Below are 25,284 nucleotides of genomic sequence, written 5' to 3' on the forward strand. Positions count from 1 at the left end.
CGACTCGAACGCGGCGCATTCCCGAGCCGGAACAGATTTGCCTACCAGCAAGTAGCCTACTGGGAGTAAGTTGGGCTACGGTGCCAGGGCGAGGCATCCCCGAGGGAGGCACAGTGGCGTTCCTGACCCGCAACACCGTGCGAAACAAGGTCGTCCTCATCACCGGTGCCGCGCGCGGGATCGGTGCCGCGCTGGCCGAACGGCTCGCCGCGGACGGCGCGAAGGTGGCGCTCGTCGGCCTCGAAGCAACCGAACAGCAGGAGGTGGCCGACCGCATCGGCCCCGCGGCGCGGGCCTGGGAAGCCGACGTCACAAGCTGGGAGGCGCTGGAGCAGGCCGTGAGCGGCGTGGTCGAGCACTTCGGTGGCATCGACATCGTCGTAGCCAACGCCGGTATCGCCACGACCGGCTTCGTGCGGTCGGTGGACCCGGTCGCCTTCGAGAAGGTCATCGAGGTCGATCTCCTCGGCGTGTGGCGCACCTTCCGGGTCACCCTGCCGCACGTCATCCAGCGCAAGGGTTACCTGCTGGCCATCTCGTCACTGGCGGCGATCACCCACGTACCCGGCATGGCCAACTACGCGGCCGCCAAAGCAGGGGTCGAGGCATTCTGCAACAGCCTGCGGGCCGAGGTCGCCCACCTCGGGGTCAAGGTCGGCGTCGCGCATCCGACGTGGATCAGGACCGACCTCGTGGACAGCGCCGACGCACACCCGGTGTTCGGCAGGCTCCGTATGGGCATGCCCGGCCTCATCGGCAGGACCTACCCGCTGAGCGTCGCCATCGACTGCCTCGAAGCCGGCATCAGGCGGCGTGCCCGCACCGTTCACGTCCCGCGCTGGGTGGGTGGGCTGAAGTTGATTCGCGCCTTCCTGCCCCCGATCATCGAACTCGGTGCGCGCTCCCGCGTGCCCGCAGCCGATCGCGCCGCGGTGGCGGACATCGCCGCCCGTGGCGCTCGCGAGGCAGCCGTCACCGGACACGGTGGCCGAGCGGCGACCCGGTAGGAGGCACAACGATGTCACGTCGCGGCGAGATCAGAATGACCACGGAAGAGGTCATCGCCTACGTCGCCGAGCAGAAGGTCATCAACGTCGCGACGCTGAACCCGAGCGGCAGGCCGCACGTCGCCCCGCTCTGGTACGTGCCACGGGGCGAGAGCGTGGCCACGTGGACCTACCGGAAGTCCCAGAAGGTCGCCAACCTGCGCCGGCTGCCCGAGGCGACGGTCCTCATCGAATCCGGCGACTCCTACGAGAAGCTGCGTGGCGTGTCCATGGAATGCGATGTCGAGATCATCGACGACACCGACGCGGTAGCGACCATCGGCGCCGAACTGCTGCTGCGCTACACCGGGCAGGATGCGCCTGCCGCCGTCGCACAGCAGGCGCCGAAGCGAGTCGGTCTGGTGTTCACGCCGACCAGGATCGTCAGCTGGGACCACACCAAACTCGGCGGCGTCTACTGAACTTCGCGTCGTAGCCGGCAGGCTCCGGTGCCTGCGATGATGGCCTGGACCACTCGATGAGGAGTGCGCCGTGGAGCTACGTCCGGAGATCGCACAGTCCTGGCGCAGGGCGGAGCTGTCCGGCCTGCGCCCGACCAGTCCGGCCGACCGGCTGGAAATGCACGACATCGACACGAAAAGCAGGCTGCTTCGTGCGGCCGGTCCCGTGCTGGACGCCCACGCGCGACACCTGGCAGACACCAGCCTCTGCCTGGTGCTCGCCGACCGCGACTGCCGGATTGTGGCGCGCCGCTTCGGCAAGCGGTCGGCGGAGCGGGCGCTGGACGACGTCAGCGCGGTGCCAGGCTGCCAGTTCACCGAGGAGACCAGCGGCACGAACTCGCTGGCGACGCCGCACGAGGTCCGCCGCGGTGTCGCCGTGCACGGTGCGGAGCACTACCTGGAGGCATTCAAGCGGTTCACCTGCTACGGCCAGCCGATCGTGCACCCGGCCACCAGGCGTCTCGAGGGCGTGCTCGACATCAGCGGGCTGGTGACGGACACCAACCCGCTCCTGGCGCCGTTTCTCGGACACGCCGTCGCCGACATCGAGCGGCGGCTCGCCGCCGGGTCGAACCAGGCACAGCAACGGTTGCTCGCCGCGTTCCAAGCCGCCCAACGACGTTCGTCGGCGGTGCTGGCGCTCGGCGAGGACGTGGTACTCGCCAACAGCGCCGCGGTGGACCTGGTCGACGCCTGCGACCACGCACTGCTGCGCGAGGTCAGCCGCACCCGGCGCGGGGTGCGCAGGTTGTGCCTGACCTCCGGCACCGAGGTGGAGGTGCGGATGGAGGCGGTGTCGGTCAACGCCGGCATGCTGTTCGAGCTCGCGCCGTTGCGCCCCGCCTACCCGAGCCGGCCACGGCGGCGCGCGCTGGGCGGGATCCTGCCCGCTGACGCCGAGGAGCGGTTACGGCGCGCCGCGCAGGCCCGGCGCCGGGTTCTGGTGTCCGGTGAGCCGGGTACCGGGCACACCGCGGCAACGGCCGTCCTCGCCGGAGGGCAACCGCTGGCGCGGCTGGACGCCGCGGACGTACCGGTGCTCGGTGCGGCGGCGTGGTGCGAGCGGCTCACCGAGCTCGACCGCGGGCATCCCGGCCTGGTCGCGGTGCGGGATGTGCACCTGCTGCCACCCGTGCTCGCGGCGCGGCTGGCCAGGCTGCTCGACAGCTCGACCGGATGGTTCGTGCTGACCGGCGTTCCGGTCGCCGACCTGTGCGGCGAACACGCGGCGCTGGCCGCCCGCGTGCACCGCAGGGTGGAGCTGCCGCCGTTGCGGGAGCGGCGCGCCGACATCCCGGCACTCGCACGCACCCTGCTGGACGAGCTTCGGCCGGGCACCTCCCTGCGCCTCACCGCCGGTGCCCTCGAACTGCTCGCCGCGCAACCGTGGCCGGGCAACCTCCGGGAGCTGGAGACCGTGCTGGGCGAGGCCGCCGAGCGCCGTTCGGCCGGCGACATCACCGCCCGCGATCTGGCGCCGAGCTGCCAGGTGAGCGCGCCGTCACTGCGGCTCACCGGCTGGCAACAGGCCGAGCACGACGCGATCACCAAGGCGCTCGCCGCCGCCGACGGCAACAAGGTGCATGCCGCCCGCAGGCTCGGCATCAGCCGCTCGACCCTCTACAACCGGATGCGGGCGCTGCGGATCACGCGCTGACTGTGCAAGCGGCGAACCGGGGGATGCCTGGTCAGGTGGAGCGGCCGAACCCGCCATCCCAAGGTGGCTGGGCGGGTTCTGAAACAAGACTGTGCAGGATTTGCACAGTTGTCCCGGCCCGGTGCAGCCGACAATCGGCGTACCAACGTTGCAACGGCGCACGTGAGGAGACAGCTGTGAAGACGAAGGCAGCGGTACTGTTCGACGCTGGCAAGCCCTTCGAGATCCTCGAGCTCGATCTGGACGGCCCCGGCCCCGGCGAGGTGCTCATCAAGTACACGGCAGCCGGTCTGTGCCACTCCGACCTGCACCTCATCGACGGCGATCTGGTACCTCGCTTCCCCATCGTCGGCGGTCACGAGGGCGCAGGCGTCATCGAGGACATCGGCCCCGGCGTGACCAAGGTGCAGCCAGGCGACCACGTGGTGTGCAGCTTCATCCCGAACTGCGGGCGCTGCCGTTACTGCGCCACCGGCCGGTCGAACCTGTGCGACCTCGGCGCCACGATCCTCGACGGTCACCTGCCTGACGGCAGCTACCGGTTCCACGCGAACGGCACCGATGTCGGGGCCGTCTGCATGCTCGGCACTTTCGCCGAGCGCGCCACGATCTCCGAGCACTCGGTCGTCAAAATCGACGACTGGCTGCCGTTGACAACGGCCGTGCTGGTGGGCTGCGGTGTCCCGACCGGATGGGCGAGCGCCAACTACGCGGGCGGTGTCCGCGCCGGCGACACCACGGTGATCTACGGCATCGGCGGCATCGGCATCAACGCGGTGCAGGGCGCGGCGCACGCGGGCGCCAAGAACGTGGTCGTGGTGGACCCCGTCGGCTTCAAGCGGGACACCGCGCTGGAGGTCGGCGCAACGCATGCGTTCGCCACGGCCGCCGAGGCCGCGGCGAAGGTCGGCGAGCTGACCTGGGGGCAGATGGCCGACCAGGCGCTGATCACCGTCGGCACGGTGGACGAGCAGGTCGTGACCGACGCGTTCAACGTGATCGGAAAGGGCGGCACCGTGGTCGTCACCGGGCTGGCGAACCCGGAGAAGCTCACCGTGCACGTCTCCGGCGGGGTGCTGACACTGTTCGAGAAGACGATCAAGGGGACGGTGTTCGGTTCGGCCAACCCTCAGTACGACATCGTCAAGCTGCTACGCCTCTACGACGCGGGCAAGCTCAAGCTGGACGAGCTCGTGACGACGAAGTACACCCTCGACCAGGTCAACGAGGGCTACCAGGACCTGCGCGACGGCAAGAACATCCGCGGCGTGATCGTCCACGCAGAGTAACCAGCTGCTTGGGGCGCGTTACTGGGCCGGTACCCAGGCGCCGAGTACCGGTGTGAACTCACGGATCGTGCGCTCCGCGAGGGCGCCTTCCAGGTGGTACGGATCACTGTCGAGGATCTGCTGCAGCTCCTCGCGGCTGTCGGCCTGGCACAGCGTGAGGCCACCGATGTTGTTCTCCAGCGGCCCGGCCACCGCGACGATCCCACGCTCGACGAGCGACTTCAGGTATTCGCGGTGCCGCGGCCGCACCTCCCCGTACTTCTCCTGCACGTACCGGGTCTCCACCACGAACCACGCCACTGCGTCCTCCCGAACTCGTACTTGCCCCTGTGCGCACCGTATCGGTATCTGCCGGTCGTCTGAGACATCTGGGTAACGACCCCGGGAACCGATACGCTGAGTACGCGCGGGTTCCGGTACGGGGCTCGCCGAATGCCGTCGAGGGATGGGCAGGTTTCCATGCAGGGCAGCGCCGAGCCCATGCGCCAGCGCAACGCCGCGGGGAATGCCGAGAGCAGCGTCGAGCAGACACTGGGGCAGCTGCGGACGCTGGATGCCCCCGTGCCCAGACCCCTGCCCACCGGGCCACTGACGCTGGAGGATCTGTACCGCCAGCACCGGATGCGGCTGGTCCGCCTCGCGATCCTGCTCGTCGACGAACCGGCCACCGCCGAGGACGTGGTGCAGGAGGCGTTCACCGGCCTGCACCGCAACTGGGGCAAACTGCGTGACGCGCAGGCCGCGGTCGGCTACCTGCGTACGGCGGTGGTGAACGGATCGCGCAGCGTGCTGCGCCGCCGCAAGACCGCCCGCGAGTACGTGCCACCGCATGCCGTCAACGCCCGCTCGGCCGAGAGCCTCGCCATGCTGTCCACCGAGCACCAGGCTGTGGTCAACGCGCTCGCCAAGCTGCCGCCGCGCCAGCGGGAGGTGCTGGTGCTGCGCTACTACGGCGGGCTGTCGGAAGCCGAGATCTCCGAGGCCGCCGGCATCTCCAAGGGAACGGTCAAGTCGACCGCCAGCCGCGCGCTCGAAGCCCTGCAGCGGGCGATGCAGGACAACCGGAACTGACTGACCGCTCAGTCCGCACGTATCGTGAGTTCTGGTCTGGACCAATATGATGTGGCTGTGAAGGTCGCCGACGACGATTTGGTCCTCACGGGCGGCCGGGTGGTCTGCCCAGAGGGCGTGCTGGACCCCGGCTGGGTTGCCGTGTCCGGGAAGCTGATCAGCGGTGTCGGCACCGGAACCCCGCCCGCGGGCGCTCAGCTCGACGTCGGCGGCGCACTCGTGGTCCCCGGATTCATCGACCTGCACTGTCACGGCGGGGGCGGCGCGTCCTTCTCCACCACGGACCCCGCCGTCGCCGCCGCCGCGATCGCCGCACATCGCAGGCACGGCACCACCACCATGCTCGCGAGCCTGGTGTCCGATCCGCTACCCGTACTCACCAGACAGCTCACCGCGCTGTCCGAACTCGTCGACGACGGCGAGCTGGCCGGCATTCACCTGGAGGGACCGTTCATCGCGCGGATGCGCTGCGGCGCGCACGACCCGGCAGCACTGCGCGAACCGGACACCGCCGCGGTCGCGACGCTGCTCGACGCCGGACGCGGGCACGTGCGGATGGTCACGCTCGCGCCCGAGCTCCACGGCGGGATCACGGCCATCCGCCAGCTGACCGAACGTGACGTCGTCGCGGCGATCGGACACACCGACGGCGTCGCCGAGCAGATCCGCCCCGCAGTCGAGGCAGGCGCGACGGTCGCCACCCACCTGTTCAACGGAATGCGACCGCTGCACCACCGCGAGCCGGGGCCGATCGGCGTCCTGCTCGATGACGAGCGCGTCACCGTGGAGCTGATCTGCGACCTCGTCCACGTGCACCCGACCGTGCTCCGGCTGGCCGCCCGGCACGCGGGCCCCACCCGCACCGCACTCGTCACCGACGCCATGTCGGCGACCGACGCCGCGGACGGCACCTACCGCCTGGGCAGGCTCGCCGTCGACGTGCGGGACGGCGTCGCGACGCTCGCGGGCAACGGCGCGCTGGCCGGCAGCACGCTGACGATGGATGCCGCGTTCCGCAACCTCGTCCACGGCGCCGGGCTCGGCCTCACCGAGGCGGTCCGCGCCACGGCAGGCACGCCCGCCCAGCTGCTGAGCATCGCGGATCGCACCGGCGCCCTGCGCCCCGGACTGCTCGCGGACCTCGTTCTACTCAGAGATGATGACCTTTGCCCAATGGGAGTATTGCGCCACGGCGAATGGGTGACATAACGCGACCACTAGACTCTGCTGGGTGGCGGAGTACCGCGTCGACGAACTCGCCCGCGCGGCGGGAACGACAGTCGGAAACGTTCGGGTCTATCAGGATCGCGACCTGCTCCCGGCACCCGTGCGCCGTGGCCGCGCGGCCTTCTACTCCGAGGCGCACCTGGCGCGGCTGCGCCTCATCCGCAGCCTGCTCGAACGCGGGTACACCTTCGCGCAGATCCGCGAGCTGATCACGGCCTGGCAGTCCGGCCGCGACCTGACGGACCTGCTCGGCCTCGAACAGGTCCTCACCGCACCGTGGAGCGACGAACCCCCGACCCGGATGTCGCTGGCGGAGCTCGCCATCGAGCTGGGCGAGCCCATCGCGCCGGAGACGATCAAGCGAGCGGTAGCCCTCGGCGTGTTCGAGCGCGATGGTGACGACGTCGTGGTGCGCAGCCCGCGGCTGCTGCACACCTGCCGGGAACTTCTCGCGGCAGGGGTGCCGATGCCGGTCATCCTGCACCTGGCCGGGGAGGTACAGCGGCACACCGACGAACTGGCCGCCCTGTTCCTGCGCATGGTCGACAAGCACGTCGCCCCCACCGACAGCCCCGAGTGGCCACCAGGTGCGGAGCAGATCCCGGAGCTTGCCGAGCGCGCAGGCCGGCTACGGCCGCTCGCGCAGGCCACCGTCGCCGCCTTCCTTGCCAGATCGATGAGCCGCTCACTCAGCGACTGGGTCGCCGAACGCCTCGGTCCGCTGCTGAAGCGCCAGTACCCTAAAGGGTCATGAGCGACGACCCCGAGCGCCTGCTCGCCGAGGCGTTGCGCGCGCAGGCCCGCAACGCACCCCCGGCGCAGCCGAGCGCGCCGAGGCGGGAGCCGCAGCCGGTCGTCGAGACACCCGGCGGTTACGGGTTGCTGTCCGGGGCCGGGGAGGGCTCACTGGAGCGCGAGCGAGCCGCGCTCGACGCGCTGACCCCCACACAACCCGCGGTGACGCCGCCCGCTCGCCAGCCCCAACCACCGCCGGGACCGGTGCCCGTGCGCTGGATTCTGCTGCTCACGGTGCTGCTCGGCCTTGCGACGGGCGCGGTGATCGGGTTGCTGACACTGCTGTAACTGCGCTTTCGAGGGCAATCAGGGCACACAGCGGGACCCTGTACCTTGTGCAGGGTGAATCTCGCGCAGTCGCCTGCCCAGATGTCGATCATGCCGGACTGGCTCAACCCCGAGTACCTCCTGTCCGGGATCGGCCCAGCGGTGATCGCCGTTCTCTGCTTGATCCTCTTCGCGGAGAGCAGCATTTTCCCTGTGCTGCCTGGTGACTCGCTGCTGTTCACAGCCGGGCTGTTCATCGCCAACGGCAGCCTCGAAGCACCGCTGTGGCTGGTCTGCGTACTCGCCACTATCGCCGCGGTGATCGGCAACGCCGTCGGTTACGCCATCGGCTGGAAGGCCGGGCCGAAGCTGTTCAACCGGCCGGACTCCCGGTTCTTCAAGCAGGAGTACGTCGACAAGACCCACGCGTTCCTGGAGAGGCACGGGCCGAAGGCGATCGTGCTCGCGCGGTTCGTGCCGTTCGTGCGCACCTTCATCACCTGGCTCGCCGGAATCGGCCGCATGGAGCCGAAGAAGTACTTCACCTACACGGTGCTCGGCGGCATCCTCTGGGCCGCTGGGCTGATCGTGCTCGGTGCGCTGCTCGGCAACATCTCCTTCATCCGGGACAACGTCGACGCGATCTTCATCCTGATCGTGCTGGTGTCGGTGCTGCCGATCGCCATCGAGTACCTCAAGAGCCGCCGCGAGAAGAAGGCCGCCGCGACGGAAACCGAGCAGTGAACGGCTAAAGCGCGAACATCGACCCTGGATTGAAAAGGTTGCCGGGGTCGAGCGCGTGCTTGACCTGCCGGTGCACGCGCAGGCCGACGGGACCCAGCTCGCGTTCCAGCCACTCCTGCTTGAACTTGCCGACGCCGTGCTCGCCAGTCACCGTGCCCCCCATGGAAAGGCCCAGTTCGAGAATCGCGTCGAACGCCCGCTTCGCGCGCTCGAACTCGCCCTCGGCATCGGCGTCGTAGACGACCGTGGGGTGCATGTTGCCGTCGCCCGCATGCCCACAGACGGCGATGAGCAGGCCGACCTCGGCGCTGATCCGCTCGCATCCCTCGATCAGCTCAGCGATCCGCGTGCGCGGCACGCACACGTCGTCGGTCATGGTGGCGCCGAAGGCCTCGATGGCGTGGTGGACCGAACGGCGGGCCTGCATCAACATGGCGCCCTCGGCGAGGTCGTCGGTGGTGTGCGTCAGCTCGGCACCGGCGTCGGCGCACACCTGCTCGATGGCGGCGAGCTCGCGCCGGGCGAGCTCCCCACCGGCGTCGGACTGGCACAGCAGCAGGGCACCGGTGCCATCCCCCGTCCCCAGATCGGTCTTGAGGTACTTCTCGACCGCGTCGACCGTCGTGGCGTCCATGATCTCCATCAGCGACGGGACGAGCCCTTCGCGCACGATCCGGCTCACCGCGGCCCCGGCGTCCCGCGTGCCGGCGAACGCGGCGACGAGCGTGCCAGGCGCCTGTGGCAACGGGCGTAGCGCGAGCGTCGCCTGCGTGATGACGCCAAGGGTTCCCTCGCTGCCGACGAACAGCTTCGTGAGGTCGTAGCCAGCCACGCCCTTCACGGTGCGCCGCCCGGTGCGCAGGAGCGAGCCATCAGCGAGCACCACCTCGACACCGAGCACCGAATCGCTGGTGACGCCGTACTTGACGCAGCACAACCCGCCTGCGTTGGTGGCCAGGTTGCCGCCGATCGTGCACCAGTCGTAGCTCGACGGGTCGGGCGGGTAGAACAGCCCGTGCTTGGCGACAGCCTCGCGCAGATCCTGGTTGACCACGCCCGGTTCGACCACCGCGAGACGGTTGTCGGCGTCGATCTCGATGATGCGGTTGAGCTTGGTGGTCACCAGCACGACGCAGCCCTCGATCGCGTTCGCGCCACCGCAGAGCCCGCTGCCCGCGCCGCGCGGCACGATGGGCACACCGGCGTCGGCACACGCCCGCACTGTCGCCTGCACGCCGGCGACATCGGTGGGCAGCACCACGGCGAGCGGAGTCCCGGACGGCGCGAGCGGCATCTGGTCGCGCGCGTAGGCAGCGGTCACGTCGACGTCGGTGAGCACGGCCTCGCGGCCGAGCTCGTCACGGAGTCTGGTCAGCAGGGCGGCGCCGATCTGCGTCATGCGCCAACGCTAACGTGCCAGGCCGTACACCCGGTCTACTCGCAGCCGCAGCACGAGCCGCCGCTCGGCGACCATCGCGGCGCGATACTCGTCCCAGTCCGGATGCTCACCGCGTACGTCGCGGTACAGCTCGATGAGCTCCGCCACGGTGGCGTCGTACGGATCGCGGGCCACTTCGGACAACTCCGCGGTCCCCTCGGCGACGGCGTAGGACCAGCCGTCCTCGCTCGCGACGTGGTAGCTGGCGCGGGGATCGCGGCGGAGGTTGGCCGTCTTGGCGCGGCCGTCGGTGAGGGAGACCCGGATGGTGCCGGTGTCCGGGTCGAAGTGGTGGTTGACGCTGGACAGCTGGGGCCGCCCGTCTCGCTTGATGGTGGCGAGTACCCCGGGCTGCCGGCCGCCGAGCAGCGCCCGCAGCGCGTCGTCGCGTGTCATGGTCCGCACAACACCGGACCATGACACGGAATTCCGTGCCGCCGGAGCACCGATAACACACTTGCGCGTGAAACTGACGTGGGCTGGCCCACAGCGGCAGGAAATGAGGTTGCACGAGGCGGCCATTCGGGGACATCCTTGTATTAGCCAACTAGTTGTATGGCACAAACAAGACAATTCGTCACGAAAGACCCGCGCATGGCACCCGTATCCGAGCACGCCCAGCCGCGCTTGGCCGAGCCCACCAATGCCGAACTCGCAGTCGCGGACGAGCTGGGCAACCAGCTGATCCGGTTCATGCGCCTCGTCACGCGCATGAAGGCGCAGCTGACGAAGCAGGGACCGGACGGCATCGAGCGGGCCGCCTACGCGATCCTGTCCTGCCTGATCCACGAGGGCCCGCAGCGGACCGGCCGCCTGGCCGACACGCTGCATTCGGACATCTCCACGATCAGCAGGCAGAGCAGCTCGCTCGTCCAGCATGGGCTCATCGAGCGCAAGGCCGACCCCGTCGACGGTCGCGCGTGCCTGCTGGCGCCGACCGAAGAGGGGCAGCGGGTCTTCGCGGAGAACAGGAAAGCACGTAGCCGTTGGCTCGCAACGATGCTCGCCGAATGGCCTGAGGAAGACCGCACCACGCTCAACACACTCTTCGACCGCCTCAACACCAGCATCGAGAACATCGAGCCGCAGCTCGCCGACGCGGCAGCTCACGGCCACGGCAAGGGGGAGAACGCATGACATCCGCCGTCGAGAAACCGTCGGCGCCCAGCGAGGGCGCCGAGAGCGGACCCAACCTGACACACCGGCAGATCATGGTGATCCTGGTCGGGCTGATGACCGGGATGTTCCTGGCCGCACTCGACCAGACCATCGTCAGCACCGCGATCCGCACGATCGCCGACGACCTGCACGGCCTGAGCCTGCAGGCCTGGATCACCACGGCCTATCTGATCACCGCGACGATCGCGACACCGATCTACGGCAAACTTTCCGACATCTACGGCCGCAAACCGTTCTATCTGGCCGCGATCTCGATCTTCATCATCGGCTCCATCGCGTCCACGTTCGCGCAGTCGATGTACCAGCTCGCGGCGTTCCGGGCGATCCAGGGCATCGGCGCGGGGGGCCTGATGTCGCTGGCGCTGACGATCCTCGGCGACATCGTGCCGCCCCGCCAGCGGGCGCGGTACCAGGGCTTCTTCCTCGCCACCTTCGGCATCGCGACCGTGCTCGGCCCCGTGCTGGGCGGGTTGTTCTCCGGGCTGGACTCGCTGGCCGGCATCGCGGGCTGGCGCTGGGTGTTCCTCGTGAACGTCCCGCTCGGGCTGATCGCGCTGGCGGTCGTCGCCAGGGTGCTCAACGTGCCGCACGAGCGGCACGACCACCGCATCGACTGGTGGGGCGGCCTCGCGCTGGCGATCTGCCTGGTGCCACTGCTGCTGGTGGCCGAGCAGGGCCGCGAATGGGGCTGGGGCTCGACCGGTTCGGTGATCTGCTATGGCATCGCCGCTGTCGGGCTCGTGCTCTTCCTGTTCATCGAGCACGTGATGAAGGAAGAGGCGCTGATCCCGTTGCGGCTCTTCCGCAACTCGACCTTCAGCGTCGCCATCGCGGGTGGGCTCATCGTCGGTGTCGCCATGTTCGGGTCGATCTCGCTGATCCCGCAGTACCTGCAGATCGTCCAGGGCTACACACCCACCGAGGCCGGCCTGCTGTCGCTGCCGCTGATGGTCGGCATCATGGTCGCGTCGATCACCTCGGGCCAGATCACCTCGCGCACCGGCCGGTACAAGATCTTCCCGGTCATCGGCACCCTCCTCATGGCCGTGGGCATGCTGCTGTGGGCACAGATCCAGTGGGACAGCCCGATCTGGCAGCCGATGGTCTACATGCTGGTGATCGGTCTCGGTCTCGGTAACTGCATGCAGACCCTGATCATCGCCGTGCAGAACGCGGGCCCGCGCCGGGACATGGGCGTGTCGACCGCGTCCGCGACGTTCTTCCGGCAGATCGGCGGCACCCTGGGTGTCGCGGTCTTCCTGTCGATCCTGTTCAGCACGCTGACGGACAACATCGCGGCGGCGTTCCGCAGCGAGGGTGTCTCGCCGGCCGCGCTGAACGGCGCAGGCGACATCATGAGCGACTCCTCGTTCCTGCAGCAGCTGCCGATCGAGCAGGCCCGGCCGTTCTTCATCGGGTTCACCGACTCGCTGCACGTCGTGTTCTACCTCGGTGCCGGGGTCGCCGCACTGGCGTTCCTCGTGCTGCTGTTCATGCGGGAGATCCCGCTGGCGGGCAACGCTCCCGCGGCGGCGCCGATCGAGGGCGCCGAGGCACTCTTCGACGACACGGCCGCCGAAGAGACCACGCGCGAGCAGGCGCTGGCCGACGCCGACGAGGCGCTCGACACCGACCGGGAACCCGCGCTGGCCGGGGCAGGCAGGCACGCACTGACGGAACGGAACGGGCACGGCGAGCTACAGGGTGCCACGATGCCGATCATGGCATCGGCAGGGCTCGGCGAGCCGGTCGCGACCGACAGTGAACCGATCACCGGGCACATCCGCAGGCAGGACGGCGTGTCCGTGCCGGGCGCAGCGCTGACCCTCATCGACCAGCGTGGCCGCCAGGTGGCCCGCGGCACCGGCCACGCCGATGGCGGCTACACCATCGGCGCACCCGGCGCGGGAACCTACGTGCTGATCGTGTCGGCGAACGGGTACCAGCCGCAGGCCTCCAGCGTCGTGGTCGGAAACAGCCAGGCTCCTGTCCGGGTCGACATCACGCTGGCCGGTTCGGGCGAGGTCACCGGCGTGGTGCGGACCGCGGGCCAGGGCACACCGCTGGCGAACGTGACCGTGACGCTCGCCGACTCCCGTGGCGATGTCACCGGCGCTGCCACCACGCAGGAGGACGGCGCCTACGCGTTCCGCGGTGTCGGTGCCGGCATCTACACGCTCGTCGCGAGCGGGGAGCGGCTGCGGCCCGTCGCGGTGACGCTGACGGTCCCCGACAGCGGTGTGCTGTGCCACGACGTCGAGCTCGCAGGCTCCGTACTGCTCACCGGTACCGCGCGGACCGAGGACGGCCGAGCGGTGCCCGACGCCCGCATCACCGTGCTGGACGCCGACGGCAACGTCGCCGCTGTGGCCCGGACCGACGAGTCCGGCCAGTACGTGGTGAGCGACCTGCCCGAGGGCGACTACACCGTCGTCGCTAGTGGCTACCCGCCTGCGACGAGCCAGGTGCTGGTGGCAGGCGGAGAGGCGCGGCACGATGTGCGCCTCGGCTACGACCAGGTGATCGACGACCTCAGCGGGACCGCACGCTGATGTCGGGACTGACTGGCCGGGTACGCAGCGCCGAAGGCTGGGCCGTTGAGAACGCCGTGCTCACAGTGACCGACCTCGCCGGCAAGCAGACGGCGCGTGTGGACGCGGACGTGCGGGGGGCAGTGGCCACCGAGCCACTGCCCCCCGGCGTCTACACCGCGGTGGTGACGGCGGCCGGCTACCTGCCGGTCGCCCGCACCGCGCAGATCGCCGGAGACGGCACCGGCTCGATCGGCGAGATCACCCTCGCCGCAGAGGACGGTGCCGTCGAGCTGCCGCCCGCGGGACCGTGGGTCATCGATCCGGCGCACTCGTCGGTGCTGGTGACCGCGCGGCATCTCGGGATCTCCAGCATCAAGGCCCGCCTTCCGCTGCGGTCGGGGCGGATCGACGTGGCGCGGCCGGTTGAGCAGTCGTCCGTACGCGCCGAGATCGACGCCGCGGGTATCGACAGCGGCATCGCAATGCGCGACGACCACCTGCGGTCGCCCGATTTCCTCGACGTGGACACCTATCCGCTGATCGAGTTCGTCAGCACCGGGCTCACCAGGCAGGGTGGCGACCGATGGTCCCTGCGGGGTGAGCTGACCCTCCACGGCCAGCGCAGGCAGGTCGAGCTGGAGCTGCAGTACGGCGGGTACGGCCCCGATCCGTGGGGCGGGGTGCGCGCGGCCTTCCATGCGCGGGCCGAGCTGCGCCGGGACGACTTCGCGATCAACTACAACGCGATGGTGCGTGCGGGCGTGGCGATGATCGGCACGGCCGTCAAGGTCGAGCTCGACATCCAGGCCGTCCAGGGGGAGCAGCTGCCGGAGCTTTGAACCTCTTGACGAATTGGTTTGTCAACGGGTTTTCTGGGGGCATGCAGGACATCGAGGTGATCGCCGATCCCGCCGCCGCGGTGGTGGCACTGGACCCGGTACGGGCGCGGCTGCTCGCCGAGCTGCGCGAGCCCGCCTCCGCCGCGACGCTCGCCGCGCGCGTGGGGCTCACCCGGCAGAAGGTGAACTACCACCTGCGCCAACTCGAAGCACACGGGTTGGTGGAGGTGGCCGAGACCCGCGTCTGGGGCGGGCTCACCGAGCGGTTGCTGGTGGCCACGGCCGCGGGCTACGTGGTCGCGCCGGAGCCGCTCGGCGCCGAACGCGCCCCGGCGCGGGACGGCAACCGGCTCTCGGCCGCCTACCTGATCGCGCTCGCCGCCAGGGTGGTGCGCGAGGTCGGGGCGCTCGCCCGGCGGGCAGCGCGCGCTAACAGAACACTGCCCGTCTTCGCGCTGGACACCGAGATCCGCTTCGCCACCCCGAACGACCGCGCTGCCTTCGCCGACGAGCTCGCCACCGCGGTGTCCGGCCTCGCGGCGAAGTACCACGACGAGCAGGCACCCGACGGCCGGTGGCAGCGGCTCATGGTCGCCGCTCACCCGCTCCCCACGAACACCACCACATGACCGACGATCGCGACGCGCACGTGACCCACGCCGAGGTGGAGATCGCGGCCAGTCCCGAGGAGGTCTGGGAGGCGATCACGACCGCATCCGGCAGCGCGGCCTGGTCCTTTCCCGCCGATATCGAGCCGCGCGAGGGCGGCGCCGTGCGGCTGCACAGGGGACCGTTCGGGCCGGACGCCTTCGCCACGGTGACCGCCTGGGAGCCACCGCATCGGTTCGCTTACGAGGAGCGGGCAGCCACTACGGGCCCCACGATCGCGACGGAGTTCCTCGTCGAGGCACGTGAGCGTGGCAGCTGTGTGGTGCGCGTGGTGAGCGGCCTCTACGCCGACGGCGACGGCTGGGACGACATCGCCGAGGAGACCGGCACCGGCTGGCGGATGGCGCTGCTTCTCCTGCGCTCCTACGTCACCCACTTCGCCGACGAGCCCGCGGCACGGCTCGACCTCACGGTGCCCGTCAGAGCACCGGCGACGGCACGTGCCGAGGTCGGCACCCGCGTCGCGGCGGCGCTGGGACTGAGCGGCCTCGCCAAGGGCGCGCCGTTTCGCACCCCGGCGAACGCGCCGCACGCCAACGGGACGGTCGAGCACCTCGGGCCGTTCTTCGTGTTGCTCCGTGCGACGCAGCCGTGCCCCGCGCTGTTCGGGATCTCCAGCTTCCCGATGGATGCCGTCACGCTCTCCGTCAACGTGACCGGGCGCCTGTACGGCCCTGGCGCCGAGGCGGTCGCCGAACGGGAACGCCCGCGCTGGCACGAATGGCTCACGCGCCTGGCCACCGACACCGGTAGGTAAACCCCGTCCAAATACTGTCCAACCGATATCGCGGGCTGGGAACAGGCGGATGCGGACACGTACGCTGCCGGGCGTGACTGTTGTGCACGCTGAATCCGCGGGCGCAGGACTGGGCTGGCTCTCGACGGCCGGTCCAGTGCTCGTCTGGGTCATCGTGCTCAGCTTCGTGTTCGTCGAATGTGCCCTGATCGTCGGACTGTTCATGCCGGGCGACTCCCTGCTGTTCGGCGCAGGCGTCGTGCTCGCGCAGCACGGCGCGGTGGCGCACGCCTGGACGTTGTCGTTCGTCGCGGTGGCGGTCGCGGTCATCGGTAACCAGGCCGGTTACCTCATCGGCAGGCAGACGGGGACGAAGTTCATCGCACGGCGCGGCGGGAAGATGCTCAACCAGCGCAACCTCGACCGTGCGCGCGCGTTCCTCAACCGCAGGGGCTTCCTCGCCATCGTCGCGGCCCGCTGGATTCCGTGGGTACGCACGCTGGCACCGCTGATCGCGGGCGCGGCGAGGATGGACCCCCGGCGCTTCCTGCTCGCGACCACCGCTGGTGCGTTGCTCTGGGTGCCGACGCTGGTCCTGGTCGGCTACTACGGCGCGGGCCTGCTCGACACGCTGCCGTGGCTGAAGACCGCACTCGTCTGGTTCAGCATCGCGTTCTTCGTGTCCGGCACCGTGTACGGGGTGATCCGCTACCGCCAGGAGATGCGGCGCCCCGTGGAAACGGACCCGGAGACCGCGACGACCTGAGCGCGGCCCTCACGCGGGATCCGCCCACACCTCCAGCTGGATGCCGTCCGGGTCGCGGAAGACCACGACCTCGGCGCCGGGCACCGCCCGCGACGGCGTCGCGGGCGTGTAGGTCACGCTGTACCCGGCAAGGCGTTCCTCCCACTGGGCCAGCTCGCTGCGCGAGCGGACCGTGAAGGCGATGTGGTCGAGCCCGGTGCGCCGCTCGTCGAACGGCGAGCGCTCCCCGTGTTCATGCTGGACGAGTACCACGGCGAACCCGCCGTCCGGCGCCCGCAACATCACCTTGCGCAGCCCACGGTCCGGCTCCTCGCGGCGGGACACCTCGGCCAAGCCCAGTACCCGCACGTACCACGGCACGCTGCGGTCGACATCGGTCACCGTCAGCGCCAGGTGATGCACACTCGTGAGTATCGACACCGTCTGCCGTCCTTCCACCCCGGTGTGGATTCTCACCGCGTCAGCGGGTGCCCGCCCGGTCAGTGGCTGGAATGGGACGTCGCCGTAACCGGCCCGTTCTCCTGTGGATAACCGCCAGTTGTCCACAAGAGCTGTGGACAACTCACACAGCGAACTGTGGCAGCTCCATGTCCTCGACGACGAGATCGGCACGAATCGCACTCGGGGCCACGAGGTCGGCATTGCGCTGGTCGGAACCCAGCGCGCGTTGCCGGGCCTCCACGAGCGACCGGCCGTACCTGCGGTGCCGGGTCACCAGCCGCTCGATGCGGGCGTTCTCGTCCGGCCGCAGGTACCACACCTGTTCGATCAGCGAGCGCAGCTCGGCCCACGGCTGCGAGTCGAGCAGCAGGTAGTTGCCCTCAGTGATGACGACCCGCACACTTTCGGGCACCGGCACCGCGCAGGCGATCGGCTCCTCGATCTCCCGGCGGAACTCCGGCGCGTACACGAGTTCCCTGCCGTGCGCGAGCCTGCGGACCAGGTGCACGTAGCCGTGGGCGTCGAAGGTGTCCGGCGCGCCCTTGCGATCGGTGCGCCCGAGCCGGTTCAGCTCCACCTGCGCGAGGTGGAACCCGTCCATGCCGACCACCGCGGCGCGATCGCCGAGCGCGCTGGCCAGGCGCCTGGCCAGCGTCGTCTTGCCCGACGCAGGGGCGCCCGCGATGCCGAGCACCGTGCGCCGATCGGTCGACGCGAGTTCCTGCGCCCTGTCCAGCAGCTCGTCGAACGACGTCATCTCACTCCCATCCGGCGGCCCGCACTGGGCCAAGCCAACTCCTCGGTCCACTGTGACGCACCCGTTCGGCCGCGACGGCGTTCGCGAATCCGATCAGCTGCGGCAGGTCGAGCTCGCCGACCCGCGAGACCAGCGCGCCGTGCCACACGTCGCCCGCGCCGAGTGTGTCCCGCGCCGTCACCCGCGGCACCGGCACCTCACCGGTCAGCCCACCACTGGACCAGCGCACGGGGTCCGGGCCCGCGGTGGTGATCACCGTCGGCACGTTTCGTAGCGCACCGGCGGGGGCGCTGAACTGGGCCGAGCAGGCCACGATGTCGGCGAGCGGCAGCAACTCGGCGAACACCGGCTTCCAGCTGCCGGCATCGACCACGACGGGGCGCCCGTTCGCGCGGGCCCAGCGCGCGGCCGCCAGCGCAAGGCGCGGATGATGGCCATCCACCAGAACGGCATCAGCCGGTGGCAGCGTTGCCACGTCCACCTCGGCTAGGTCGGGCACGGCCGCCGCGTTGTGCGACACGACCGTTCGTTCACCGTCGCGCTCGCGTACGGCGACAGCGCTGAGTGCAGGCGGTCCGGGATGGTCCGGCAGAACGTCATGCACCTGGACACCACACCTGCCGAGATCCGCACGCGCCAGCCCGGCGAGCGGATGTGCGCCGAGGACGGTCAGCAACGTGGCCTCGCCGCCCAGCGCCGCGACCGTCACCGCCGCGTTCGTCGCGGGGCCGCCTGCCGCCACCTCTACCGCACGCGACTGGACCTTGCGCCCTGGCACGGGAAGCTCGTCGACCCACTGCACGAGGTCCACAGTGCACAGCCCGGCCAGCAGCACGCGCACGCCGTCCACCTTCCTCGGTGCCTCCTCGCAGCCTCCCACCTGCTCCGGGGACACCGCGGACGCTTGGACGGTAGGCACCGTCTATGCTCCGGCGCAAGCGTTTGCGCAAACGCTTGTCGAACCCGACCCGTGCCCCGCCGAAGGATCACCCATGCCCCCGACGAGGACGACCCGGCCCACCCAGCGCGACATCGCCGAGCTGGCCGGGGTCTCGATCACCACCGTCTCGCACGTCGTCAACGGCACCAGGGCCGTCGCGCCGGACACCCGCGCGGCCGTCCTCGATGCCATCGAGCGGACGGGCTACACCGGCGACGTGATCGCACGCTCGCTGGTCACCGGAGGCACCCGGTCGATCGGACTTGCCATCTCGCTGCTCGCCAACCCGTACTTCGCCGCACTGATGCAGTCCATCGAGCGGGAGGCCGCGGCCGCAGGCTACACCGTGCTGCTGTCCGACACGCACGACACCGTCGACACCGAACAGGCGATCGTGCGGGCTCTGCGGGCACGCCGCGTGGAGGGGTTGCTGCTCACCCCGGTACCCGGCGACGGTGCGGTGATCAGCGAGCTCGTCTCGCTCGGCATCCCGACCGTGCTCGTCGACCGGCTGGCGACCCGCGGCGACGTCGACCAGGTCGGCACCGAGAACATCCAGTCCACCTCCGCGCTCACCGAGCACCTGGCCGCGCTCGGCCACCGCCGGATCGGCTTCGTCAGCGGCACTCCGGGGCTGGCGACGAGCGAGGAACGGACCCTCGGCTACCGGCTCGGTCTCGGCCGCGCGGGGCTGACCTGGAACCCGGAACTGGTGGAGTCAGGGCACTCCGAGCGCGCCCGTGGCGCAGCGGCGTTCGCCACCCTGCTCGGCAAGACCGATCCGCCCACGGCCGTGCTCGTCGGCAACGACGCGATGATGGCAGGCGTGCTGCACGAGGCCCGGCGCCGAGGGCTGCGCGTGGGACAGGACATCGCCGTCGTCGGTTACGACGAGACCGAGTGGGCCGATCTCGTGGAACCCCCACTGACCACAATGGCCCAGCCGATCGCCGACATCGGCCGCGAGGCGGTGCGGTTGCTGCTGTCCCGGATCAAGGACCCGGACCGGGCTCCCGAGACGGTCCGGCTGCCGCCGATGCTGCGCCACCGGCAGTCCTGCGGGTGCGGGCTCACCGCCAGCGTTCAGTCCATTCTGGACTGAACGCGTTTACCGGACGGCCGAGAGGTCCGCGTGCTGCCGGACCCAGGCGTGCATGACGATCCCGGCGGCGACACCGGCATTGATCGAGCGGGTGGTTCCGAACTGCGCGATTGACACCACCTGCGCCGCGGCAGCCTGCGCGGCCGGGGAAAGGCCGGGGCCCTCCTGACCGAACAGCAGCACACACGCACGGGGCAGCGCCGCCGTCTCGATCGGACTCGCGCCCGGTGTGTTGTCCACGGCGACGATCGGCAACCCCTGCGCGGCGGCGAACTCGGCCAGCGCGGCGACATCGGCGTGGTGGTACAGGTGCTGGTAGCGATCGGTCACCATCGCGCCCCGCCGGTTCCACCTGCGCTTACCGACGATGTGGACGGCGGCGGCCGCGAAGGCGTTGGCGGTGCGCACCACGGTGCCGATGTTGTGGTCGTGCTGGAAGTTCTCGATCGCGACGTGGAACGGGTACCGGCGCGCGTCCATGTCGGCGACGATCGCCTCGCGCCGCCAGTACCGGTAGACGTCCACGACGTTGCGCCGGTCGCCGTGTTCGAGCAGTTCGGGGTCGTACCGGTCGTCGTCGGGCCACGGGCCCTCCCACGGCCCGACACCGACTTCGATGCCGGTTACCCATTCAGTGGGCCCTGCCCGGCTGTCCTCGATCACAAGGCCATTGTCGCCCAGTGTCAGCTGACCCCGACGCGGTGGCCGCCGGTGTGGTTGCGCTGGCGCCACAGCACGAACACACCGACGTAGGACACGATGACCACCAGCAGTGCCCCGATGCCCACCACAGGCAGCAGCTCGCGCGGCACGATGGTGTCGTAGATGTAGTACGCGTTGAAGCCGCCCGGCAGCGGGCCGAGCCCGCGCTCCTCGCGCAGCGTGTCCTCGAGCACCGTCAGCGGGCACGGCAGCGGGAAGATGTTCACGGCGAGGCCCCAGAGGGCGAAGAAGATGTGCACGAAGATCGATTTGGGCCACCGCCAAGCCAGGAATCCGCCCAGCCCGATGTAGATCAGCGCCAGAAAGTGGACCGTTGCCGTCAGCACGGTCAGAAACTCCAGCAACCGCCCCACCTACCCCGTGGCAACCCCCTGAACACGGCTAACGGTACCTCGTCTTGCGCCGCGAGATCGTCTCGAAACGATCTCCTGTGTGTAGGAAAATCTCCGTCACCGACATTTCTTTGCCGGTAACGGAGATTTCCCGACATTTCAGCGCGAGGGATAGGTGGCTTGCACCTCCACCTCGATGAGCCAGCCCGCGACGGCGAGGCCGGCGACCTCGGTCGTGGCACGGGCAGGCCGTGCGGGGTTGACGACGTAGGGCGCGACCGCCGGGGTGGTACCGATCGGCATCGGGATGGGCTTACCCGAGTCGAGATCGACGTTGGCGAAGAAGTGCCGGTACGCGCGGTTCCAGCCCGCGTAGTCGGCGTCGGTGGCGCCCGGCGTGCGCTTGAGGTAGCACTTCATCGTGATGACGTCCTGCGGCTTCGCCCCGGCCGCCTCCAGGTTGTCCACGATCCGCTTGAGCGTGTTCCACGCCTGCGCCTCGGTGACCGTCACGCCCGCGGGCAGGGTGCCTCCCGGGAACAGCGATAGGTCGAGGTAACGCTCCGGCGTGCCTGCCGGTGCCGCGGGATTCGCGGCGGCGGGGCCGAGACCGCTGCTGGTGTAGACCGCGACCGAACTGCCGACGGCGACACCGCCCGCGATCGAGGGGTTGTTGCCCTCGGGCATGTTGAACCGGACCTCGTTCGGCTTGGGCCCCTTGACCCCGCGACCACCACTCGCGCTCGCGGTTCCGGCACCGAGGCCGAGTGCGACGGCCGTTCCGCCCGCGACGGCGCCGAGCCGGCGCCGGGAGATGTTCTCCATGTACTCAGCCCTCCGCCATGACGCGCTGATGGATGTTGGTGACGGCGTAGCGTGCGGAGTCGAAGGCACCCGCCTGCCACGCGATGTAGTAGCTGAGCCAGTCACCGGCGAAGTAGACGTGCCCTGCCGGCTGGTTCAGCAATGCGTACTGCCCGCTCGTGCGCGAGGGCCAGCCCACCCAGCCGCCCTCGAGGAACGGCGTACGGTGCCACGCAACGGAGAACGCGGAAGCGAGCTCCGAGCGGTACTTCTCACCGTGGATCTTCGCGCCCTGCGCCAGTGCACGTTCGGTGCGCTGCGCCGGGGTCAGCGCACCGTAGGTGCGGGCGCTGGTTCCGGTGTTGTAGTAACCGACGACCACACCGCGCTTGGCGTGGAAGCCCGAGGACGGGTACCAGACGTGTGCGAGATCCATGTCGGTCTCGGTGATGCCGCCGTAGATGTGGTCATCGGTCTCCCACCACCGGCGCCGGTACTCCAGTCCGATCTTGCCGGCCGGCGTGATGGTGGGGTACTTCAGCGCAGCGGTGACGCCGGCGTCCAGGTTGGTGGGAACCCTGGCCATGATGTGCGGCGGAAGCGTCGCAACGCAGAAGTCCGCCTTGACCAGGACCTCCTTGCCGTTCTTGTCCCGGTAGAGCACCTCGACGCCGCCCGCGGTGTCGGTGAGCTTGGTGACCTCGGCACCCAGCCGCACCTTGTCCTTGCCGACCGCGGCGTAGAGCGCCATCGGAATGGCATCCATACCGCCCACCGGCTGGAGCATCGTCATGGCCTGGTCGTAGCCGAACTCGAAGGAGAAGTAACGGCCGACCTGGCTGGCGAGTACCTCCGACAGCGACGGCGGTGGGCCGAGCACCGTCCCGGCCTGGTCGGCGGCACCGGGTTCGACGGAGTAGCCGCGCCTGCCCGAACCGCTGTAGGCATAGCCGGACGCCTTGTTGCCGATGGCGCCGAAACCGGACAGGAAGGTCAGCAGCGCGTCCTTGTCGGAAGTGGTGAGTTCCTGATCGAGGGCACCGCGGTCGACAGCCTTGGCCAGCAGCTCCGACACGTAGCCGTACATGTCGGCCTTGGCGGTGCGGTACTGCTGCGGTGCCACGCCGGTGCCCTCGTTGTAGATGAGCGCGTTGGCGTTGGCGTTGAGGAACGGTTCGAGCGGCACGCCGAGCTCGCGGCAGTAGTCGAGCGTGATGTGCGACTGCGGGAGCCGCCCTGGGCCCGCGTTGAGGTAGACGTTCGAGTCGCGGCTGAACCGCGCGGTCTGCGTGTGGCCATCGAGGTCGGTCTCGGTGGTTCCGGCACGGACGGTCCAGTTACGGCCACCGACCCGGTTCTTCGCCTCGAGGATCGTGCACTGGTAACCGGCCTTGGCCAGTTCGTAGGCGGTGGCCAGGCCGGCGATGCCCGCGCCGAGGATGACCACCTTCTTGCCGCGTTTGCCTGAGCCGAGATCACCGGGTGCCGGGGAGCGGAAGTCCGGTACGGCGAGCGCCTGGGGGGACGCGACGAGTCCCAGTGCGAGCATCGACTCGAACATCACCCCCGCTCCACCGGCTACACCGATCGATCTCAGCAGGGTCCGACGGGTCACATTCGCTGCCATGCAAGCTCCTTTCGCCACGTGGCGAAGCAGAGCTTGATCGGCGCGATCACCCTGACGGGTGACACTTGGATGTCTTACTTGTTAGTAAAGCTAAGAAAAGAGCTCGGTGCGGGTAACCGGATGGTGATCAGGAGAGCCCGAGGTCGTCCTGATCGAGCAGATAGCGGTACTGCAGACCGGTCCGCTCGATCGCCTCCAGCGCACCGGTACCGCGATCGACCACGGTCGCCACCCCGACGACCGTCGCACCGGCCTCGGTGAGCGCCTCGACGGCAGTGAGCACGCTGCCGCCCGTCGTGGACGTGTCCTCCACGGCGAGCACCCGCTGCCCGGCGACCTCCATGCCCTCGATGCGGCGCTGCATGCCGTGTTCCTTGACCGCCTTGCGCACGACGAAGGCGTCGAGCACCATGCCGTCGGCCGCCGCCGAATGCAGCATGGCGGTGGCCACCGGGTCCGCGCCGAGGGTGAGCCCGCCGACGGCCACGTAGTCCCAGTCGGCGGTGAGCTGGCGCAGCAGCTTGCCGATGAGTGGCGCGGCGGCATGATGGAGGGTCGCCCGGCGCAGGTCGACGTAGTAGTCGGCCTCCTTGCCGGAGGCGAGCGTCACCTTCCCGTGCACCACGCACAGCTCGGTGACCAGTCTGGCCAGTTCGATTTTCGCCGCTTGATCCAACGAAGGGTTTGCCACGGCCAGCAAGTCTTACACGCGGCCCGGTCAGGTCCGGTCGCGGCCCGCGAACCGGCCACCGAGACGACGCACCAGGCCCCTCGGCAGCAGCCGGCCCACCGCCACCACGACCTTGTACTGCGGGCTCGGCACCGACACGACCTTGCCCCGCCGCAGGTCGGCGAGTGCATCGGCCACTACCCGGTCGGCACTGAGCCAGAACGGCTTCGGCCCGGCCTTCTCCAGCCCGGCACGCTCGTGGAACTCGGTCTCGGTGAAGCCGGGGCACAGCGCGAGCACGCGGACGCCAGAGCCGTGCAGGGCCGACGCCAGACCGTCCGAGAACGACGTGACCCAGGCCTTGCTCGCGGTGTAGGTGGAGCCCCGGCCGGAGAAGAACCCGGCCACGCTCGACACGTTGATCACGTCTCCGCGACCCCGCTCACGCATCGCAGGCAACGCGGCTCTGGTCAACCGCAGAACGGCGGTGACGTTGACGTCGAGCTGGTGCTGCAGCTCATCGGCCGAGGCAGTCCAGAACTCACCGGCCAGGCCGAGTCCGGCATTGTTGACCAGCATGTCGACGGGCCGCTCGGCAAGCCGCGCCTCCACAGCGGCACGCCCGTCGGTGGTGGCGAGGTCGGCAGGCAACACCTCGGCGGTGACGCCGTATGCGGCGTTGAGTTCGTCGGCGCGGGCCTGCAGCCTCGCCTCGTCCCGCGCGACGAGGACCAAGTCGTAGCGTTCGGTGGCGAGGCGACGCGCGAAAGCGGCGCCGATGCCCGCGGAGGCTCCCGTGATCAGTGCGACTGGCACCAGCCAAGCCTAGTGTCGCTCGATTGGGTTATCGTCTGCGAGGCCAGGAGGGGACCCAGCCTCACCCAGACGAGGTGCGCGCGCAGATGGAGAACGGTGCCATCGACTACCTGTCCTTCGTCCGCGGCTTCATCGCGGCGAGGGAGAACGACGGCCATGGCACGGCCGAGATCCCGGCCCACGATGTGGTCCAGGACGCCTACGCGGAGGGCTACGCCGCGGGCGCGACCCTTGACTACCCGGTGACCTACCGCGAGCTGTCGGTGCAGGACGGCGGCCGGTTCACCGGCACGCTGGATCTGGGGGAGCTGCCCGTGCTGTCCGGCACACTCGACCTGAACTGAGGCCGCG

At 69.7% G+C, this 25,284-nt stretch carries 29 protein-coding genes; 17 read left to right on the forward strand and 12 right to left on the reverse strand.

What is annotated here, in order from left to right; translation table 11 throughout:
* The first annotated feature begins 113 nt into the window (after window positions 1-113).
* From ABZ863_RS25890 to ABZ863_RS25905, 4 genes are all read left to right on the forward strand, one after another.
* Entirely contained in the window at window positions 114-1,007 is an 894-nt protein-coding gene (locus tag ABZ863_RS25890) for a short-chain dehydrogenase/reductase (RefSeq protein ID WP_358540460.1), read from the forward strand.
* 11 nt (window positions 1,008-1,018) lie between these two features.
* The gene (locus ABZ863_RS25895; RefSeq protein WP_358540463.1) at window positions 1,019-1,468 is read left to right on the forward strand and encodes a pyridoxamine 5'-phosphate oxidase family protein; all 450 of its coding nucleotides are present in this window, start codon (window positions 1,019-1,021) and stop codon (window positions 1,466-1,468) included.
* Between the two features lie 70 nt (window positions 1,469-1,538).
* Window positions 1,539-3,167: a helix-turn-helix domain-containing protein gene (locus ABZ863_RS25900; protein ID WP_358540465.1), complete on the forward strand. Its 1,629-nt coding sequence runs from the start codon at window positions 1,539-1,541 to the stop codon at window positions 3,165-3,167.
* Window positions 3,168-3,343: 176 nt separating this feature from the next.
* Window positions 3,344-4,456, forward strand: coding sequence for an NDMA-dependent alcohol dehydrogenase (locus tag ABZ863_RS25905; RefSeq protein ID WP_358540468.1), 1,113 nt, complete (start codon window positions 3,344-3,346; stop codon window positions 4,454-4,456).
* 18 nt (window positions 4,457-4,474) lie between these two features.
* Here ABZ863_RS25905 and ABZ863_RS25910 read toward each other — a convergent pair whose 3' ends face one another.
* Entirely contained in the window at window positions 4,475-4,756 is a 282-nt protein-coding gene (locus ABZ863_RS25910) for a YciI family protein (protein ID WP_358540471.1), read from the reverse strand.
* A gap of 159 nt (window positions 4,757-4,915) precedes the next feature.
* Between ABZ863_RS25910 and ABZ863_RS25915 the strand changes: the two genes are divergently transcribed.
* Genes ABZ863_RS25915 through ABZ863_RS25935 form a run of 5 tightly spaced genes read left to right on the forward strand, consistent with a single transcriptional unit; the run spans window position 4,916 to window position 8,560 of the window.
* A complete protein-coding gene (locus ABZ863_RS25915; RefSeq protein WP_358540474.1) occupies window positions 4,916-5,527 on the forward strand; it encodes a SigE family RNA polymerase sigma factor in 612 nt (203 codons plus the stop codon).
* Window positions 5,528-5,584: 57 nt separating this feature from the next.
* The gene (gene nagA, locus ABZ863_RS25920) at window positions 5,585-6,736 is read left to right on the forward strand and encodes an N-acetylglucosamine-6-phosphate deacetylase (protein ID WP_358540477.1); all 1,152 of its coding nucleotides are present in this window, start codon (window positions 5,585-5,587) and stop codon (window positions 6,734-6,736) included.
* 22 nt (window positions 6,737-6,758) lie between these two features.
* Window positions 6,759-7,508 (forward strand): MerR family transcriptional regulator, encoded by a 750-nt coding sequence (locus ABZ863_RS25925; protein WP_358540480.1) that lies wholly within the window; start codon window positions 6,759-6,761, stop codon window positions 7,506-7,508.
* A complete protein-coding gene (locus tag ABZ863_RS25930) occupies window positions 7,505-7,837 on the forward strand; it encodes a hypothetical protein (protein ID WP_358540483.1) in 333 nt (110 codons plus the stop codon). The genes ABZ863_RS25925 and ABZ863_RS25930 overlap by 4 nt, the downstream gene beginning before the upstream one ends.
* Window positions 7,838-7,891: 54 nt before the next feature.
* A complete protein-coding gene (locus ABZ863_RS25935) occupies window positions 7,892-8,560 on the forward strand; it encodes a VTT domain-containing protein (protein ID WP_358540485.1) in 669 nt (222 codons plus the stop codon).
* 4 nt (window positions 8,561-8,564) lie between these two features.
* Here ABZ863_RS25935 and ABZ863_RS25940 read toward each other — a convergent pair whose 3' ends face one another.
* Together ABZ863_RS25940 and ABZ863_RS25945 are read right to left on the reverse strand one after the other, a co-directional pair.
* Complete coding sequence (locus ABZ863_RS25940; RefSeq protein ID WP_358540488.1) at window positions 8,565-9,959, reverse strand: FAD-linked oxidase C-terminal domain-containing protein; 1,395 nt, start codon at window positions 9,957-9,959, stop codon at window positions 8,565-8,567.
* A gap of 9 nt (window positions 9,960-9,968) precedes the next feature.
* The gene (locus tag ABZ863_RS25945; protein ID WP_358540491.1) at window positions 9,969-10,394 is read right to left on the reverse strand and encodes a PPOX class F420-dependent oxidoreductase; all 426 of its coding nucleotides are present in this window, start codon (window positions 10,392-10,394) and stop codon (window positions 9,969-9,971) included.
* A 198-nt stretch (window positions 10,395-10,592) separates the two neighbouring features.
* On the opposite strand from ABZ863_RS25945, the gene ABZ863_RS25950 reads away from it, so the two are divergent.
* From ABZ863_RS25950 to ABZ863_RS25975, 6 genes are all read left to right on the forward strand, one after another.
* The gene (locus tag ABZ863_RS25950) at window positions 10,593-11,135 is read left to right on the forward strand and encodes a MarR family transcriptional regulator (RefSeq protein ID WP_358540493.1); all 543 of its coding nucleotides are present in this window, start codon (window positions 10,593-10,595) and stop codon (window positions 11,133-11,135) included.
* Window positions 11,132-13,729, forward strand: coding sequence for an MFS transporter (locus tag ABZ863_RS25955; protein WP_358540496.1), 2,598 nt, complete (start codon window positions 11,132-11,134; stop codon window positions 13,727-13,729). The genes ABZ863_RS25950 and ABZ863_RS25955 overlap by 4 nt, the downstream gene beginning before the upstream one ends.
* Window positions 13,729-14,550, forward strand: a complete 822-nt coding sequence (locus tag ABZ863_RS25960; protein WP_358540499.1) for a YceI family protein — start codon at window positions 13,729-13,731, stop codon at window positions 14,548-14,550. Before ABZ863_RS25955 ends, ABZ863_RS25960 begins: the two co-directional genes overlap by 1 nt.
* Window positions 14,551-14,591: 41 nt before the next feature.
* On the forward strand, window positions 14,592-15,179 hold the full coding sequence (locus ABZ863_RS25965; protein ID WP_358540502.1) for a helix-turn-helix domain-containing protein: 588 nt from the start codon (window positions 14,592-14,594) through the stop codon (window positions 15,177-15,179).
* Entirely contained in the window at window positions 15,176-15,976 is an 801-nt protein-coding gene (locus ABZ863_RS25970) for an SRPBCC domain-containing protein (protein WP_358540505.1), read from the forward strand. Before ABZ863_RS25965 ends, ABZ863_RS25970 begins: the two co-directional genes overlap by 4 nt.
* A 73-nt stretch (window positions 15,977-16,049) precedes the next feature.
* A complete protein-coding gene (locus ABZ863_RS25975; protein WP_358540508.1) occupies window positions 16,050-16,721 on the forward strand; it encodes a DedA family protein in 672 nt (223 codons plus the stop codon).
* A gap of 9 nt (window positions 16,722-16,730) precedes the next feature.
* Here the strand turns inward: ABZ863_RS25975 and ABZ863_RS25980 are convergent, their stop codons facing one another.
* The 3 genes from ABZ863_RS25980 to ABZ863_RS25990 form a co-directional block, all read right to left on the reverse strand.
* The gene (locus tag ABZ863_RS25980; RefSeq protein WP_358540549.1) at window positions 16,731-17,141 is read right to left on the reverse strand and encodes a VOC family protein; all 411 of its coding nucleotides are present in this window, start codon (window positions 17,139-17,141) and stop codon (window positions 16,731-16,733) included.
* 142 nt (window positions 17,142-17,283) lie between these two features.
* Entirely contained in the window at window positions 17,284-17,919 is a 636-nt protein-coding gene (locus ABZ863_RS25985; RefSeq protein ID WP_358540511.1) for a nucleoside/nucleotide kinase family protein, read from the reverse strand.
* Window position 17,920: 1 nt separating this feature from the next.
* Complete coding sequence (locus ABZ863_RS25990) at window positions 17,921-18,760, reverse strand: PfkB family carbohydrate kinase (protein ID WP_358540551.1); 840 nt, start codon at window positions 18,758-18,760, stop codon at window positions 17,921-17,923.
* A gap of 151 nt (window positions 18,761-18,911) precedes the next feature.
* Here ABZ863_RS25990 and ABZ863_RS25995 point away from each other — a divergent pair, with 151 nt between their 5' ends.
* Window positions 18,912-19,961 (forward strand): LacI family DNA-binding transcriptional regulator, encoded by a 1,050-nt coding sequence (locus ABZ863_RS25995; RefSeq protein WP_358540514.1) that lies wholly within the window; start codon window positions 18,912-18,914, stop codon window positions 19,959-19,961.
* Window positions 19,962-19,967: 6 nt separating this feature from the next.
* Here the strand turns inward: ABZ863_RS25995 and ABZ863_RS26000 are convergent, their stop codons facing one another.
* The 6 genes from ABZ863_RS26000 to ABZ863_RS26025 form a co-directional block, all read right to left on the reverse strand.
* Complete coding sequence (locus ABZ863_RS26000; RefSeq protein WP_358540517.1) at window positions 19,968-20,624, reverse strand: TrmH family RNA methyltransferase; 657 nt, start codon at window positions 20,622-20,624, stop codon at window positions 19,968-19,970.
* Between the two features lie 20 nt (window positions 20,625-20,644).
* On the reverse strand, window positions 20,645-21,028 hold the full coding sequence (locus tag ABZ863_RS26005; protein ID WP_358540519.1) for a DUF2784 domain-containing protein: 384 nt from the start codon (window positions 21,026-21,028) through the stop codon (window positions 20,645-20,647).
* Between the two features lie 147 nt (window positions 21,029-21,175).
* Entirely contained in the window at window positions 21,176-21,841 is a 666-nt protein-coding gene (locus ABZ863_RS26010) for a Rid family hydrolase (RefSeq protein ID WP_358540522.1), read from the reverse strand.
* A 4-nt stretch (window positions 21,842-21,845) separates the two neighbouring features.
* Window positions 21,846-23,447, reverse strand: a complete 1,602-nt coding sequence (locus ABZ863_RS26015) for a flavin monoamine oxidase family protein (protein WP_358540524.1) — start codon at window positions 23,445-23,447, stop codon at window positions 21,846-21,848.
* Between the two features lie 127 nt (window positions 23,448-23,574).
* Window positions 23,575-24,138, reverse strand: a complete 564-nt coding sequence (gene pyrE, locus ABZ863_RS26020) for an orotate phosphoribosyltransferase (RefSeq protein WP_358540526.1) — start codon at window positions 24,136-24,138, stop codon at window positions 23,575-23,577.
* 27 nt (window positions 24,139-24,165) lie between these two features.
* Window positions 24,166-24,933 (reverse strand): SDR family oxidoreductase, encoded by a 768-nt coding sequence (locus ABZ863_RS26025; protein WP_358540529.1) that lies wholly within the window; start codon window positions 24,931-24,933, stop codon window positions 24,166-24,168.
* A gap of 86 nt (window positions 24,934-25,019) precedes the next feature.
* On the opposite strand from ABZ863_RS26025, the gene ABZ863_RS26030 reads away from it, so the two are divergent.
* Window positions 25,020-25,277, forward strand: a complete 258-nt coding sequence (locus tag ABZ863_RS26030; RefSeq protein WP_358540531.1) for a hypothetical protein — start codon at window positions 25,020-25,022, stop codon at window positions 25,275-25,277.
* Window positions 25,278-25,284 lie beyond the last annotated feature (7 nt).

This window comes from Saccharomonospora sp. NPDC046836, from assembly GCF_040645195.1.
GTDB lineage: Bacteria > Actinomycetota > Actinomycetes > Mycobacteriales > Pseudonocardiaceae > Prauserella_A.